At 49.1% G+C, this 17,298-nt stretch carries 11 protein-coding genes; 2 read left to right on the forward strand and 9 right to left on the reverse strand.

The features are described 5' to 3' along the window. A partial coding sequence (locus tag O3C43_20415; protein ID MDA1068856.1) for a hypothetical protein occupies positions 1-2,347 on the forward strand: 2,347 nt, incomplete at its 5' end. A 159-nt stretch (positions 2,348-2,506) separates the two neighbouring features. Here the strand turns inward: O3C43_20415 and O3C43_20420 are convergent. The 8 genes from O3C43_20420 to O3C43_20455 all read right to left on the reverse strand — a co-directional run bounded on the left by O3C43_20420 (position 2,507) and on the right by O3C43_20455 (position 13,007). Next, positions 2,507-3,715 carry a VCBS repeat-containing protein gene (locus tag O3C43_20420; GenBank protein ID MDA1068857.1) on the reverse strand — a complete coding sequence of 403 codons (1,209 nt, stop codon included), beginning with the start codon at positions 3,713-3,715 and terminating at the stop codon, positions 2,507-2,509. A 333-nt stretch (positions 3,716-4,048) separates the two neighbouring features. Then, positions 4,049-5,332, reverse strand: a complete 1,284-nt coding sequence (locus O3C43_20425) for a serine hydrolase (protein MDA1068858.1) — start codon at positions 5,330-5,332, stop codon at positions 4,049-4,051. A 97-nt stretch (positions 5,333-5,429) separates the two neighbouring features. After that, positions 5,430-6,971, reverse strand: coding sequence for a sulfatase (locus tag O3C43_20430; protein MDA1068859.1), 1,542 nt, complete (start codon positions 6,969-6,971; stop codon positions 5,430-5,432). Positions 6,972-7,029: 58 nt separating this feature from the next. Next, positions 7,030-8,523 (reverse strand): sulfatase, encoded by a 1,494-nt coding sequence (locus O3C43_20435; GenBank protein ID MDA1068860.1) that lies wholly within the window; start codon positions 8,521-8,523, stop codon positions 7,030-7,032. 59 nt (positions 8,524-8,582) lie between these two features. Further along, positions 8,583-9,899: a right-handed parallel beta-helix repeat-containing protein gene (locus O3C43_20440; protein ID MDA1068861.1), complete on the reverse strand. Its 1,317-nt coding sequence runs from the start codon at positions 9,897-9,899 to the stop codon at positions 8,583-8,585. 133 nt (positions 9,900-10,032) lie between these two features. Further along, positions 10,033-10,890, reverse strand: a complete 858-nt coding sequence (locus O3C43_20445) for a GNAT family N-acetyltransferase (GenBank protein ID MDA1068862.1) — start codon at positions 10,888-10,890, stop codon at positions 10,033-10,035. A gap of 5 nt (positions 10,891-10,895) precedes the next feature. After that, positions 10,896-11,960: a dihydrodipicolinate synthase family protein gene (locus tag O3C43_20450; GenBank protein ID MDA1068863.1), complete on the reverse strand. Its 1,065-nt coding sequence runs from the start codon at positions 11,958-11,960 to the stop codon at positions 10,896-10,898. A gap of 9 nt (positions 11,961-11,969) precedes the next feature. Beyond that, positions 11,970-13,007 (reverse strand): NAD-dependent epimerase/dehydratase family protein, encoded by a 1,038-nt coding sequence (locus O3C43_20455; protein ID MDA1068864.1) that lies wholly within the window; start codon positions 13,005-13,007, stop codon positions 11,970-11,972. A 165-nt stretch (positions 13,008-13,172) separates the two neighbouring features. Here O3C43_20455 and O3C43_20460 point away from each other — a divergent pair, with 165 nt between their 5' ends. Then, positions 13,173-15,362, forward strand: coding sequence for an acetylxylan esterase (locus O3C43_20460; GenBank protein MDA1068865.1), 2,190 nt, complete (start codon positions 13,173-13,175; stop codon positions 15,360-15,362). 316 nt (positions 15,363-15,678) lie between these two features. Here the strand turns inward: O3C43_20460 and O3C43_20465 are convergent, their stop codons facing one another. Continuing rightward, the gene (locus O3C43_20465) at positions 15,679-17,121 is read right to left on the reverse strand and encodes a sulfatase (GenBank protein ID MDA1068866.1); all 1,443 of its coding nucleotides are present in this window, start codon (positions 17,119-17,121) and stop codon (positions 15,679-15,681) included. Positions 17,122-17,298 lie beyond the last annotated feature (177 nt).

Raw genomic sequence — 17,298 nt, forward strand, 5'->3', positions numbered from 1 at the left:
AGTATGTTGCGGCACACTTTCAAGCCTTAATACTGGTTTTCCAAAACTTTATCATGCGCATTTTACGGACAACCAGCGGCTTTTCGAACAGGGTCTAGTTACTATTACTCTGAAAGAGACTGTAACGGCGTCGCTACCGAATGCTCCAGGTTATCAATTAGGAAGTCTTGTGATGGGGGGAGGAGATTTTTCCGCAGATTTTCAAAACGAAGCCTACATGACCATTTCCGGCAGTACTCGGCTGGAATTAGCTGACCCGTCGAAGGATAATAGCGTCTTTCAAAATCTAAAGAGTGGCACCGTAATGCAAGGGACTATTTCTGGTCCATCCTTTGAAGTTTGGGTCTCGAACCTGGGCACTTGGACTACGTCGGGAATGAAGGTAAGACGTTTCGACAACGAAGGTACTCTTTTTCTAGAAGGAACTTCCAAGCGAATCGATCCAGTAAATCCAAACGCGCCTTCCGCCTTAATCAATGCTGAAGGTGGACAGATAATCTTAGGAGAAACAGGTACCGGAATGTACATAATAAGACCAAAGTTTAACCAATCAGCCAATGCAACGACTCATCTTAAAAATGGAATTCTGACGCTGGAAGGTGGCTCCGACGAATTCAATGGAAGATTCACAATGGACGCAACGGAGCGCTTGGTGATGACTCACGGAACCTACGTAGTTACGGAACCTGTTCTTTCCTTTGAAGGAGCAGGAACTGCAACCTTCGGAGGCACACAGCTTCAGCCTACAATCACCCTGGATCTTACGAGTCAAGGTGAAGGCTTGTTGGATGGCGTTCAAAACTCTCTAGGAATTGATGAAGACAAAAAAATAGATGATACCAAAGGGTTCGTTATGAGGAGTGGAACGCTCGCAATTTCAGGAGCGAATTTCTTGAACAGAGGGTATATGGATTGGAGAGGTGGCACGTTCAGGGGAACACAGCTACTCAATCTGGGTCGCCTGGCTATTTCCGCCGGAGCTCCCCGGATTTTGGATGGAGGCTTACTTAATTTTTCTGGAGACATTTCAGCTATTATCCAGACTTCCTCTTTGACGCTTGAAGATGCCTCCGAGGGACAGGAATTTTCTGGTGGCCGAGTTACCAACCTAGGTATCCACCGTTTACACTCAGGCGCGTCCATTTCTGGAGGTGGGTCCCACGCTTATACGAATAGCGGCCTTTTTATATGCGAAAATGGCGGGAGCGTGGCCATATTGTGCGCCTTCGAAAATGATCGTAACGGTACTGTCCAGGTAACTGGTGATTCGACCCTTGGTTTTACAAAGCTCACAAACCTTTCTGAGACAGGAGTTCTCGAAGGTGGAACCTGGAAAATAGATCCGGAGGCGGATATTCTTCTTCCAACACAAATAAAAGTCATGTTGAACACGAAATGGAGTGGTCCAGGCGCAAAAACAGTCACTTCAATTTCTAAAGGGTCAACACTTACAAAAAGGACGAACGAGGTTCACTCAGTTCGACTGGAAGTTGCAGGTGTTGTTAATCTCGGTGAAGGGACACAAACCACCATACCAGAAGTCGAACTCAAGGACGATGGCTACCTGAGAGGCTGGGGAGAATTGGTGGGAGATTTTCTGGTAGGCAGCGGAAATGTTGCACCCGGTGATAGCCCCGGAACCCTCACCATAACCGGCGATACCACATTCACCGCAGATTCCACTTATGAATGGGAGGCCAGTGCCAACGACAACTCCGATCTATTGCAAATTAACTCAGGTACAGCAACACTCGCCGGAACCGTGCGACCCATGCTCATAGACGGCTACTTTCCTTCAGGCCAAACAACGTTCACCATTCTCAACGCTCCGACGATTGTAGGGACCTTCGATCAGGTAGACGATACCGCCTTACCCACCGGTATGACAGCTACTCTTGGTTACACTGCAAACAATGTAACGCTCACTCTGGATTGGACCATCGAGCTAATTGCTTACGACGATTGGAAAGCAGCAAACTTCACAGATGAGGAACAAGCGGACCTACTTACTTCCGGCCTTGGTGCCGATCCGGACAAGGACGGTCTCACTAACCTCCAGGAATATACGTTTGGTACGCTCCCCAAAAAACCAAATGCAGTTCCGGTTAAAATGAGCGATGCGACTGAGGAGTATGTAGAACTCACCTTTCCCTGGGGAGATGGAATCAGCGATGCGTTTTTTCAAATCGAACTGGGAGATGATCTCGAAACCTTTTTACCTGTGCAGCATACCGTCATTTCCTCCGATAGCACAGACGGAATTACTCAGTATGTAATTCGAATTGATATCAGCGATCTTGGTACGCCGAGCTTCGTACGACTACGCACGCTTCAGTTAGAGCTTTAACAATAAGCGATTGGTCGTCCCACTTTCTACGTGTAGGGCTCGATGCTTGCATCGACGCCTTGTCCCGGAACGTGATGGGTCATGGGGGCCGAGTTGCTAGCAACTGGCCCTACGGCGAAATTTCATCCCGGAAAGACCGAAGGAACATTTGAGGAAAAATTAAAGGCCTTCGTTAAAGTAGATTCGAAGATTTTTGGTAGAGCGACCACAGGCAACAATGTCGAGTCGACCATCGCCGTTTAAATCTCCAAGTTTGACGTCTTCGCAAGCCATGCCGTCGACATCAATATCCGAAGAAGTCCATGCCTGACCATTTGAATCTGAAGGAATAAATAATTTTAGACCAAAACTATTCGGGCTTGTTCTATTCCCACGCCAACCCACGACAACTTGATCAGACCCGATTCCCAGTATATCGCCGCAAGCGAGAGCGTGACCCTCGACCATTTCATCGAAAAGAACGTTGCGAATCCCAAGCCGTTTTCCCGAATTACGTGCAGGAGGCGTATAACTCACCAATTGATTTCCATGCATAGGTTCGACCGTAGTAATAAACATCCCACCTCCAGGAAGATTTCCGGAGCGAACCTCCCCAGCTCCAACAAAACCGGAAGCTCCTTCCTCGCTGCCGATTATCTGACGGCGATTCAGACTTCCATTTTCGGGTCGAAAAAGAAATACCCCCTCTGCCCCGGCAATGAGCAATGCTTCCTGCCCTCTGGCTTGGGGTAGATTAGTTGCAATCTCCAAGTTATGCGTTTTGTGCATTTGGTCATCAATCACCGTAGTCTCCCACGTGTCCTGAGGATTCGCTGGAACCTTGTAGGCGATAGTCTTAACTCCTGCACCTTCGCCACCTTTGTTATCACGACCGTGTAACGGCAGGACCACCAATGCAAAATCGCCCGAGGATGTTTTAATCCAGCGCATACGATGAATAGTAGGCTCGTGAGGCAATTGAACCGGAGTCCACTTCTGAGTCCTGTCTTCCGGAGGAATCAAATAATGAACGCTCCCGCTTTTCGCTTCATCGGACGTTTCATTGGGATTCCATTGAGCTCCTACAGCGACCTCGGCTTTTCCATCTCCATCAATATCCCGGGCATCGATACAAACATGATCCCGCTCAGTGAGGTTCTCCACCATGATGTGTTTCTCCCAAGAAGGATTCTGGTACCAGGCAAATTGATTTTTATCCGCAAGAACAATATCGGGCTTACCGTCACCATCCATATCGGCCAAAGCGACACCGTAACCAATCTCGAGTTGCGCATCGATTTCAACCGTGCGGAAATTTGGGATTTTATGGTCGGCCGCCCCGACAGAGAGAACGGATGCCAGAAGAATAGGAGAGAAAAATTTGTTCACGTATTTTTTCTAAACAAACTGATTAGACAGGCAATATCTATTATCACAAGGGTTTCAATGAGGGGTGATTTTGAAAGATGTCAAAACCTGAGCTACCGGATCCAACGAATTCCCATTGGCGAGTGGATGGTCTTTTCGCACAGAATTCTTGGGGCTGATTCACTACAGGAAAGTCACCTTTCTCCTGTTGTAGCAACTTTAGTAGCGACCCCCGGGGATCGCCAAGCCACAGCTTCGCATTTGAAACAAGGTCGCGAATAAATTTGCTCCTACACAATAAAACCTGACACCCGACACCTGAAACCTCTTTTCCCACCCTATCCTCTTCACCAACTAATCCACTACCGCCTGATAGGTCATAGAAGCCATATCCTGCATGATATTAATCTGAGTATAGGGATAGATCTGCTCCATGATAATTCCAATTAGTTCTTCTTTTGGATCGACCCAGAAAATGGTCCCATGAGCGCCACTCCAAAAGTAGGAACCTTCTGAACGGGGAGTCGCAGCAGGTCCCATGTCAGTAACTATCGCAAAGCCGAGACCAAAACCATAACCTGGGCCAGTCAACCAGATGGGCAGGTCGCCGGTATGACTAATGGTCATCATCTCAACCGTCTTTCGACTGAGGATTCGCACGCCGTCCAACTCGCCGCCGTTTAGCATCATTTGACAAAACCGAAAGTAATCGCGCGTGGTTGTAACTAAACCTCCAGCACCACGGAATTGAACATGTGGTCCTCTAACAAAACGACTCTCCTTATCCGCCGCCTCTGTCAGATAAATTTTCTTGTTCTCATCCGGACCATAGTTAGCCGCAAACCGGGGCAATTTTGATTCAGGGAGAAAGAAATGCGTATCGGTCATATCCAGCGGCTTGAGGATGCGTTCCTGAAAGAATTCATCGAGCGTCATGCCCGACATTTGTTCTACCAGTACACCAACCACCGAGGTTCCCAGCGTGTACTCCCAAGCTTCACCCGGATGGAAATTTAGCGGGAGTTTCGCCAGGCGCATCATGCGCGAGTAATCTGTTTCTTCCAGAGGGAAACTAGCCATCGCCTTCGCGTATTCGGGCTGGGTAATCCCTCGAGAGCCGTTGGAAAGACCTGCAGTATGCGTCAGCAATTGTTGAATGGTAATCTGGCTTTTCGCTGGGACCAATTTATAACGACCATCCAATCGTTCGTCTGCCGGGGCCGGAATGGCTACGTGCATGTCACCGTACTCGGGCAACCATTTTGAAACCGGATCGCGCAATTGGAAGTAGCCTTCCTCATAGAGCATCATCAACGCGACCGAAGTAATCGGCTTGGTCATCGAAGCCATTCGAAAGATAGTGTCTGGTCGCATAGGGACATCATTTTCGACATCCTGCTTTCCTAAGGCCGAAAAGTGAACGACCTTCCCTTTCCGAGCCACGAGGGTGACAACACCCGCTGTTTCATTACGGTCGATATAGCCTTGCATGACTGCATCCAATTTTTTCAAACGCTCGGCAGACATACCGACCGATTCCGGATCAGCCGTTGGCACTCCGGACATCTTGGGCAGTTTGGCGGAAGCATAGCTTACGAACAAAAGAATCAAGAAAAGGGTAAAGAATCGAGAAGACATTTTGTGCATAATCTCAACTCAATACTAACAAACAGCGAAAGTCACGTCGTTCTATCTTCGAAACAATTAAGGCAAATATCCAGTATGTAAAGAAGCCTTACTTAATCGTGTAAGGTCCAAGGGCCGGGGCGATTTCATACCAGTTCTTCGGACGTTCAGCGAGTCGTTGGTCATAGGCTCGGATCATTTCACTTTCCCAATGAGCAGGAATTTCAACGGGTTCTTCAATGCGGCCTTTGTCGTCAATTTCATCCTGCCAGGTATCGAGTTTTTCACGAAAGCGCTTGGCTATTTTCGCGTGATCGGGTGAGTCGATCAGGTTGTTTATTTCATAAGGGTCCTGCAGGAGATTATACAGCTCCTCCCGGGGACGGCTTGGTGCCATCAGAACAGCGGGCGGGCCTGTCAGTTTACCTTGAGCATGCAGATCACGCATCAATCCGATAATCGGATAGGAGGCCTCTTTGTAGCGGTTGATCTCAAGGAAAGGTTTCTCAGGATATTTGTTTCGAATGTAACGATACCGCTTGCCTCGAACGGTGCGAATCATGAGCACGGTTTCATCGCCGCGATCACGACCCGCGTAGACATAGGAGTGCTCTTTTTCGGCCTGATCGCCGAGAAAAACTTGCCCCTGCATTTTAGTGGGTTTCTTCAGACCCGCCAGAGCGAGTGTCGTCGCAGAAAGATCAATCGATTGAACGAGCTGATCGTTCACAGATCCTCGCTCATACTTGGCTGGAACAGGTAGGTCGGAATTGTTTTCAGGCCAATAAATAATGAGCGGAATACTGAGACCGGAATCATAGACCCATTGCTTGGAACGCGGCATGGCCCGGCCGTGGTCACCCATGAATACCACGATGGTATTTTTTTCCAGGCCGTCACGAACGAGTAGTTCACGAATAAAGGCCACCTTTCGATCAACCGCCATGACGGTATTCAAATACTGGGCCCAAACGCCGCGCGTTACAGGATGATCGGGATAGTATGGAGGAATCTTCACTTTCGCAGGATCAGCCAAATCACTTTTGGGGATTTCGTTATGCGCATCATTCCAGGCCCCACCACGGTGAGTCTCAGAAAAGTTGATCTGCGCATAAAACGGCTGATTGTCCTTTAGATCGTCCCAGTTTTCCAAATCAAAAGGTTGAAGCTTCGGGTCGACCGGACTTTCGTAGGTGAAATTCCAATCGGTCTTTCCGGTTCCTTTGAAGAACTTAGCCAGCTCATTATCTTTCGTCAGCTCCTTGATGTTCGCGGTGGTGTAACCTTCTGGACGCAACCAGTCCGTCAACACGCGAACACCATCCGGCAGTGGAAAATTACCATCGCGATTCGACCGATGGTTGTGCGCACCAATCGACATCGCATACATCCCAGTCATGAAAGAAGACCTGCTCGTCGAACAAACGCCCGTGACCGTAAATGCGTTGGTATAACGAACTCCACTCGCAGCCAGGGTATCGAGGGCCGGCGTGTTTACTTCAGGGGTACCGTAACAGGCAAGCTCCGGTCCCATGTCCTCAGCAATAATCCAGAGGATATTTGGCTTGGCCGCCTGAACTGAGGCAGAAAAAGAAACAAAAGTGAAGGCTGCGAAAACGGAACAATTTTTGATGAGTCTGTAATTGAGCATGTTTTTATGCTGGAGCGCTTGGAGGCGAGGGCAAGCGGGAAGATAGAGAATGGATGTACTACCGAGTATAGGTCCGACCGTCGTTTCCCAATCGCGCGATCAGTGACTTTACGATCTCAGGACTGTCAGCGGCGATATTATGTTGTTCACCTGCGTCGGTCTGATGATCGTAGAGTTCGAGCTGCACGATTTCGCCTGATTCGATCCCGGTGGTCCAACGGGTAAATCGAAAACGATCGGTCCTGATTGTCTTGGCCCAGGGACCTGACTCATAAGGGTTGTTTTCATAATGCCACGGACGATGATAACTAAAAGCTTCTTCAGGACCTGTGGCGTCCGGATCGTCCAATAAATTAAAAAAACTGTTCCCTTCCAGCCTTTCCGTCGCTGGCAAACCGCACAGCCAGGCCAGAGTCGGATAAATATCGACAGTCTCGATCAGTGCATCCGTTAGGACTCCGGGTTCTTGCATACCCGGCACTCGCACGATGAGAGGAGAACGCAGGGCGTAATCAAAGGCGGTGTGTTTTCCCCAAGAACTTAATTCGCCCAGATGCCAACCATGATCGCCCCAGAGCACCACGATTGTGTTTTCGCTGAGATTCAAACGATCGAGTTCATCCAGCACCTTACCAACCTGTGCATCGACATAGCTTACCGCAGCACAGTAGGCGTGGCGGAGGATTCGAACATACTCGGGATCTTCCAGACCGCCTTTAGGAACATCGTATTGCCCGAGCAATTCGAAGGAGGAATTAAGAGACATTCCCGTAACAATATGGCTAGGGGGACTCACATAGGGAACAGCCGGTATCCCGTCTGGATCGTAGAGGTCCCAGTATTTCGTCGGAGCGTTAAATGGCAGATGCGGTTTCATAAACCCCACGGCCAATAGAAAGGGTTCATTCTTGATCTCGTTGAGCACTTGAACAGCGTGTTCGGCGATCCAACCATCGGGATAGGCTTTGTCATCGAGGGGTACAGACTCAAATGCATAGCCCTTATTTCTCGGTTGCGATTCAGATGCCGGACGGTCGATCTGGGCATACGCATTGACGAAATTGTGTCGGTCTCCCCAACGCCGCTCCAGCTTCCTGACACTACTCCAACTACGCGGCAAATCATCCAAGCTGCTAACATTGCTGTGACTTATTTTGCCTATGGAGATCGTACGATAACCGTTCTGCTTAAATAAGTGAGGAAACGACTCCGTTTTTCGGGCAGCCAAGTCCTCTTTGTTGGTCTTGAAAGGCCCGTTCCCATAATCCCCTTCCTCTTTCGGACGAAGTCCGGTCAAAAGCGCATGTCGGGAAGCGCCGCAAGTTGCCACCTGAACATAGTGCCGACTGAACACCCGTGAAGTTGACGCCAGACGATCCATGTTCGGCGTCTTCATCCAGGTTTCACCGTAATAGCCCAATTGCGGACGAAGATCGTCGACGGCAATAAAGAGTATATTCGGTTGAACAGCCTGAGAGTTGGCGAGATTACTCAATTGAAAACAAGTGATGAGAAAGGCCAACCGTAGCCACTTGGTATATGGGGTATGCATAAGCTACGGATAAATTGAAGAATCCAGGGTCGCGAGGCGAGGAATTATAGCGGATCTATTTATTTAAACGATGCTCCTTTAGGGGGGTCCGATACAAGAGCAGGACTATTGTTGCCAGGGCGAACATCACCTGCAACAAGATCACGAAAAAGTGGATCGCCATAGAGAGGATTATCGCCAGACATCGAAAGATCGGCGTCACCTAATCGGTGAAACAGGTTTCCATCGATGGTGTTGTTCGGCGCATGATCAGCCAAGAGCAAATCTCCCGTCGAACCCACGATAATGTTGTTGAGAATTCGATTAGCTTCGGGAGCTACGTTTTGCACCCCCTTCTCCTTCCAATCTTTGCCTCGACTATCACCAATGAGAATCCCCGCTTTACCCGCGTTGACGATGGTGTTATTCATGATCAAACAATTGCCGGCGGCCTGGTAATGGCCGGCTTGTTCTTTAGTCATTCCAAAAAACAAGCGTATCCCGGTTCCACTGCTGTTGATGATTACATTGTCTCTTACGATATGACCAGTACCGCATAGTCGGATACCGCCGGAACAACTATCAAATCGATTGGCCTCAATCAGGCAATTTTGCCCTCCCCGCATAACCAACTCGCCTTTACATTCAATGAACACATTTCGCCTATAGATATTTCCCGCGCATTTGTTACTGATAATCTCGGCCTCTCCGTCACAACGAAGAAAGGTGTTATCCTCAATAATAGTGTTGACCATGACATGTCCGAAGGTGGGTTGATTCGTGCCAATCTTGATCGTCTCGCGTCCATTTTGGTTGGCCGGAGGAATGTCCTGAAAATGATTATTTCGGATAATATTTCCAGTTGGAACACCTCGTTTGTATATCTCCTCATTGATGTGCAAATTCACAGAGCGAGCGGCGATATTGATAAATCTGCAATCGACCAGACTGTTATATCGTGCGCCAGCTTTGATGCCTATCACTGCCTGTTCTCCTCCCGAATGTTGGAACGTAGTTTCCTCTATTCGACAATGATCAGAACCTTCAAATTCCAACAAGTTCTTATCCAGTCTGCATCCATCAAATAGAAATCCGCTAATCGTGACATAGCTGCCAGTTATGCTGAAATGATTGAAACCAGAAAAAGTCACACCCATTGCACTTTCCGGACGAATCGTCACCGGCTTTTCAAGCGTTCCTTGAGCGCCCAACTCAACGACCCAACCATTATACCGCCCGTTGGCAACTATGATGATATCTCCGGCTTGGACCAACTGTAACGCGTCGGAAAATGATTTGGCTGAGTTTATGGGACCATGAGTAGCACTCTGAAGTTCAACAAACAAAAGAACCGCGCAAAACGTATAAATTAAGAAGAAAGGTGGACGAGGGTTCATTTAGATCATTCAGGTTAAAAACTCCAAGGAATACAAATAGTAAGTAAATTGGTACCGGCAACATCAACGAATAGAATTCCAAGAGATATCCCACCATCAGCACGCCAAAAAACTTCAAGGGACGGCAGAAAGATTAGCCCAACTCAGGACCCATTATCGCGAACAGAGAATCACCCTTTTTGCTCGGTAGATTTTTATTTAAATACATTCTGGATAAAGACCGTTGATGTGAAAACCCCCATTCAGAAAGCCAGGCCAGCCAATCCGCCTTTGCCTCGGGAACGTCCATGACTACAGGTTTCCCACTCAAATCCTTTGATACCTGTCCAAGCAACGCTTTGGCACTGTCCATCGAAGCAGCGACAAGAGGACCGATGTGGTTAAACCGAGTTCCAACTCTTCCTAACAAAAACCCGGAAACCCTCCCGTCCTGCACTGACATCCAACTCTGGCCCGGTAGATTTTTCAACACTCGTTGAATTAACCGGGTCCTGTCGCTCCCAAATGCAAGTTGGTCCAAACGAGCGATTTCAGGAATGTCAGAATCCGCAATAAGTCGAATCTCGCCGGATATTAAACCGTCGTCAATAGGAGGAAGTTTTTGAATCGTCATTCGATGTAACTCCAGTTCTTCCACAAATCCCAGCTTTCGGTATACTGGTTTCCCCGTTGGAGTCGCGTCCAGCTTGATCGATTGGCAACCAGCCAGGCACTCAATGACAGTCTTCAACAGCATTTTTCCTACGCCTTGATTCCGAAAATCACGAGACACGAGCATCATTCCGATCCAGGCAACTTCGTTGTTATAGTTAATCGCCGTAACTGTGCCGATCACTAACTCCTCCGAACAGGCTACCAGACATAGCTCCGGGTTGTGCCGCAAAAACAATAGCCAATCCAATTCCGTCTGATTCCACCCCTCGGCATTTTTTAGACCCATGGCAGCCTCCAGGTCAGTTTCCAGCATTTGCCTTATGGAAATATCAGCCATGAATTTCAGCTCAGCCAACGATCCAGGTTCTCAGCAACAAAGGCATCGTCGCTTAATTCCGGGTACGCTGCGTAGACGCGATCGATCTCGTCCTTTTGCTTAGGAGAAAGCTCCTCGTTTTGATTTAAGGTCCAGACTCCTTCGAGCAAGCCTTGTCTTCGCAGGACCTCGTGCAAACCTACTATACAACCCGCAAATCCATTCGCTGCATCAAAGAACGCCGCGTTGCTGTCTGTAATCTTGTTTCCAAGAATATGTCCTTCAATTCCTAAAGGATCGAATGCTCCACTTTGAACTTTCTCAACCAGCTCGACCGCACGCTTGGTCCAAACAGACCAATGACCCAATAGGCCTCCGACAATTCGCTTTTTAACCGGCACCCCATTTAAGCTAACTTCAAATTCCGTAAGTAGATCATTGAGTATGTTGTCATCATTGCCCGTGTACAAAGCGATGTCCTCCGACCTTCCAGACTCAACCACACCGCGAACCACATCGAAGGTTTTGTAACGATCGAAAGGAGCAGCTTTAATGGCGACCACGTTTTCGATTTTGGAAAACTTCCGCCAAAAATCGACACCGAGAAATCGACCACCCACGGCCGGCTGAATGTAGAATCCGAATACAGGAAGTATCTCGGCTACCGCTCGACAGTGCTCAATCAGTTCGTCGTTCGAGGCATCTGGAAACGCAGTCAGACTAAGGAGCCCGGCGTCGTATCCCAACTCCGCGGCAAGAGCTGCCTCCTCAACAGCTTGTTTCGTTAAGCCGACAACACCAGCGATCCGTGCAATTTTTCGGCCCGACCTCGCTTCATAAGCGTCGATCTCCTCTTTGGCCAAAGCCAAGACGGGCTTGTAGAGTCCGATTTCAGACTTACGGATTTCGAACTGAGTCGTATGAACGCCTACGGCAAGACCACCAACACCGGCATCCAGGTAATATCTTGATAGAGCGCGCTGTCGACGTTCGTCCAACTTTCGCTCTTTGTTCAAAGCCAGGGGATGGGCCGGAATAGCACAACCTTTACTTAATCGTGTTCGAATATTTGTTGGAAAATCAGAGCTCATTCTAAAAAATCAGTATTTCCCGTCCTTCACTTCGAAATGGGTAGGTTTTCCTAACAAGGGATTTCCCGAAGTAATCCACTTCGCGGTCCATCGTATGAGTTGATCCAGCGAAACTTTAGGCCGCCCGAGATTTTCAAACATCCAGGAGGCATTGGAAAGAAGTGCCGTCCTACCCTCCTCTCCTGTTATTTGGGGCTCCTTACCAAAGAGGGCTCCAAACTGCATAGCCAATTCTCGAATCGATAAAGTATCCACTCCTGTAATATTAATAGGTTTTGCAGGCACGGAACAAAACTCGAAAGAACGCAGGATCGCGTCATTTGCTTCCGTCTGCCAAATGACATTTGCATAACCCATCGATACATCTACCGGCTGCTCATTAAACACCTTGGTCGCAACATCCACCAACACACCATAACGCATCTCTACCGAATAATTGAGGCGAATGAGAGCCACCGCTGTCCCATTCTCAGTACTTCCAAACTGGAACATTCGCTCCCTGCCCAAACAGGATTGAGCGTACTCACCGACCGGCGCCAAGTCATCGGTCTCAACCGAGCCTCCAGAGCTTACCTCTACCAGAGGATACACGCACCCGGTGGAGAGCGCCACAATTCGTGAGCGTTTAAACCGTTCAGCAATTAACCCAGGCAGGTACGCATTCATAGCCCAGGTATATGCTTCGTTGCCCTGGGTTCCGAATTTGGTCCCGGCCAAGTAGACGACATTCGAGAAATCGGGGAGCTGACGCAAAAAATCCTGGTCTAACAAATCCCCTGCCATGGTTTCGATGCCCTGGCTTTCAAGAAAATCCTTATTAGCCGTATCACTAAAACGCGACACACCCAAAATTCGTTTTTCGACACCCGCCACCTCACACGCACGCTTGGCCATACCAGCCATGGAAATTCCCATCTTCCCCGAGACGCCAAGGAAAATGAAATCACCTTCGACGGTTTTCATCATTTCGATGAGCTCCGGGGTCGGTCGGGAAAGCGCTTCTTCTAACGCCTCTTCTGTTTGAAAATATTCCTGATCGCTTTCCATCGTTTACCATCACTCTTGCTACGGAATTTAATTCGAAATGCAAATGAGAACCATTAAGTAATACACCTTGATTTCAGCTTTACGCTAAAACAAGATGCTAGACCTGTGCAGGTGTATCTTCCTGGAAATAGACTTTGTTCAACCCTTATGCTTCAAAATTTTCATATGAAAGTCCTACAAAAAACTCTGCGGCGGATACTAGTTGGCCTGATTTTCGTACTCACGTCCATATCCACCTTGGCAGCGGGACCCAAGGTCCTTCCAGAAGGAGAGTCGCCGTCGGATGCACGCCTCGGGGAATTGAAAGACCTGGACGGTTACTTCCCCTTCACACCGCCAGCGTCTAAAGAAGATTGGGACAAACGCTCCGGGAAAGTGCGCCGCCAGTTGTTGGTCGCCAATGGTCTTTGGCCAATGCCAACCAGGACACCATTGGTGCCAGTGGTTCATGGGCTCGTCAGTCGGCACGGTTACACGGTCGAAAAAGTATTTTTTCAAAGCCATCCGGGCTTCTATGTCACCGGCAGTCTATACCGTCCGGCCAATCCAAAGAAGAAGATGCCAGGTATTTTGTGTCCACATGGTCATTGGCGTGACGCGCGGTTTTACGATAAGGGCATCGAAGAGGTGCGGAAGGAAATCGTGATCGGCTCAGAGCGTTTCGAGGAAGGCGGTCGCAATCAATACCAGGCACGCTGTGTACAGCTCGCCCGTATGGGTTGTGTCGTTTTTCAATACGATATGATTGGCCACTCGGATAGTTTGCAGATCAGCCACGATCGCGCGCATAAATTTGCGGAGCAAGTCCCCGAGATGAATACGGAAACAAACTGGGGCCTGTTCAGTCCGCAGGCGGAAGGCGCGTTGCAGAGTGTGATGGGACTGCATACCTGGAATTCCATTCGCGCGCTTGATTTTCTTCTCACCCTACCGGAGGTCGATCCGGATCGTTTGGCAATCACCGGCGCGAGTGGAGGTGGCACCCAAACCTTCATGCTCGCAGCGTTAGATGATCGGATTGATCTGGCCGTGCCCGCAGTCATGGTTTCAACAGGGATGCAGGGCGGTTGCACCTGCGAGAATGCGTCGCTGCTGCGAATAGATACCGGCAACGTTGAGTTCGCTGCTCTCTTTGGGCCCAAACCGTTGGGACTTACAGCGGCGGACGACTGGACGATCGAAATGGAAACGAAAGGGTTTCCTGAATTAAAGGCGCACTACAAATTGCTGGGAGCAGCAGACAAGGTAGCACTTTGGGCGAACACCCATTTCAAACACAATTACAACTACGTCAATCGAGCTGCCATGTACTCATGGGTGAACAAGCATTTTAAACTCGGTTATCAAGACCCGATAGTTGAGCCAGACTATCGACGATTAACCCACGCTGAAACGACAGTTTGGGACGAAATCCATCCTCAACCTGAGGGCGGATCGGAGTTCGAACGCAAGCTGCTCGCGACGATCCATCAGGACTCGCAACAACAAATCGCCAAAGCACGGCAGACACCGGACGAGTACCGCAGGCTGGTGGGTGGTGCGCTGGAAACTATCATTGGTCGGACCCTTGATTCGACAGGTAATACGGATTTCGAATGGAGTAAGAAGATGGACCGCGGAGACTATCTGGAAATGCCCGGGCTGCTGCGCAACAACACGTACGGCGAGGAACTACCTGTTGTTTTTCTTTATCCCAAAAAGTGGAACGGAACGACGACTGTCTGGATCGATAAGAACGGAAAGTCGGCCCTGTTTGAAAACAAGGGAGCCGGTTATCAACCCAACGAAAATGTGCGAAAACTGCTAACAGCAGGTTCAACCGTAGTCGGCGTGGACCTGCTTTATCAGGGTGAATTTCTGGCGAACGGCCCATCGCTAGAGCTAGCACGTAAAGTTGAAAATCCTAGAGAATTTGCTGGTTACACTCACGGCTATAATCACTCGCTGTTCGCCCAACGGGTTCACGACATTCTGAGCTTGATCGACTTTGTAAATGATCACGAGCGCAAATCGGAATCAATAAACCTGATCGGCTTGGCCGGAGCCGGGCATTGGGTTGCCGCAGCTCGGGCGGTGAGTGGTGATGTTGTGACCCATGCTGCGATCGACACAGACGGATTTCGCTTTGTAAAACTGAAAGACATTCGCGACACGGACTTCCTGCCCGGAGGAATAAAGTACGATGACCTGCCAGGAATGATTGCCGTTTCGGCACCTGCAAAACTTTGGCTCTCTGGTGAAAGCGATGAAGGCAAAAAATTTGTCAATGCAACTTACCAATACCTAAATGCAGCAGACAATATCTCCATTGGAAACAGCGACGCGAAGAAGGCTGTCGACTGGCTACTGAAGTAGAAGGATCGACTTTCCTATGAATAGCTAATCCGGAATTTTCAACTTGATATTTCCAAATGCATGCTTCGGGATTGGTGACTGAAGGGAAAGTACTAGCATCCCATAAATGATTTGATCGAGCGCAAATTCTGCTTATGTGGGACCAGAGTGTAGGAGTAGCTGCTTCAGCTGCCATTTGTAGCTGGCAAAAGATCGCAGCTGAAGCAGCTTATGTAAGAGACATTCTCCGAATTATATACTGAATCATTAGTTGAAAGTGGATCTGGGCGCACCGTTTCAAAACTCAGATACCACGATGCTTGGAGAGTGTTCCCGGTTAGGGCTTTCGAACCAGTCGCCCCAAATACTCGTACGTATCAAAGGCGTCCGCACCTCCTACAAGTCGTGGATCCTCGCTTGCTTCCAGCTCTTTAAAGAGTTGAGTCTTCAAACGTTTCAAAGTACCCGCGTATTCGGTACGGTCTGCAACATTGTGCATCTGAAATGGATCGAGCCGGATATCATAGAGCTCATCCGCCGGGCGCAGTCCGCAGGAAAGCTGCCAGTAAATACCCATGTCCGGGTCGTCCTTGTGATCGACGATGTAGTCCTTGGTTGGACTGGCATCGATTTCCATGTAGTTCTTGCCGTGATAACTTCCTTCCGGGTGTCCAGCAGGCCATCGCTCCGGCTTGAAATTGTGGATGTAGAGAAAATGATCCGTCCGAATGGCGCGCATCGGCGTTCCGCCAGGATTATCCAATTGGGCCAACGTGTGACGTTCCTTGCCGGTCAGGACGTGATCGCGGTCGGCTTCGACCCTACCCGCTTTACCCGATCTTAAAAGCGGAAGCAGTGATCGTCCAGTAGTGCCTGGCAAAATTTTTACGCCAGCCGCTTCAAGGAAAGTTGGGGCCAGATCTGTGGTGCTGACAAAATCGGTCACCACCCGGTTTTCGGGAACAGCCGTGTGCCACTTGATGGCCAAAGGGACCCTGGAACCGAAATCGTAGAGGTTCGATTTTCCCCGTGGAAATGGCCATCCGTGATCTCCGGTCATTACAACGATGGTGTTCTCCAGTTCTCCCCTTTCCTCCAGCAAAGCTAAAGCCTCACCGACTTGCCGGTCAAAGCGCTGCACTTCCCAATAATAATCGAGGATGTCTGTCCGGACTGTTTCGTTATCCGGAAAAAACGGCGGCACTTCGACATCCTCCAGTTTCGTACCTGAGCGCAAACCGGACTCCCAAATATAAGTGCGATGCGGATCAGAGGAGCCAAACCAGAAACAAAAAGGTTTATCCTTGGGTCGTTCCTTAAGAAATTCATCGAGACCTTCATACTTTTTCCCGGCGACTTCTTTGCCACCATCGGATCCCGGTCCAAAAGCTTTGCGGTAAGAACCGACAAAATAGCCCGTTTCCTTTAAGGCCTGAACGTAGGTGGGAAATCCTTCCGGATAATTGCTCCAGAGATTGCCGCCTTCCTTGAGCCGCCAATGATACTGACCCGTAAGAATGGCATTCCGCGAAGGCGTGCAGGATGGAGAAGAAATAAAGGCATTCGTAAAAAGCACACCGTTGGCAGCAATGCCGTCGAAGGTTGGAGTTTTTATCACTGCATCTCCATAAATACTCGCATGCGGCCAACCCCAATCGTCCGCGATTGCGAAAAGAATATTAGGTCTATCGGAATTTTGACCTTGGGTAAAAGGACTAAGAATGCAGAACACAAAAAGTGCGCCGAGAATCGCCGGGGGCTTAATAACAAATTTGAGCATGCGAGAATGATGAAGGTAGTATGCAGAAATGAGAAGCGTTTTTGAACGGGGAAAACACAAGTCAAAGGCTCGGCTTATTAACTATCAGAGCGTAACTAAAAGTGCTGTGAGTTAGGAGATTAACGCAATTGATTTCCGGTTTCCCACAGACAAACAGGTAGGGCGGGTGCGTCCCTG

It is taken from the genome of Verrucomicrobiota bacterium, from assembly GCA_027622555.1.
GTDB lineage: Bacteria > Verrucomicrobiota > Verrucomicrobiia > Opitutales > UBA2995 > UBA2995.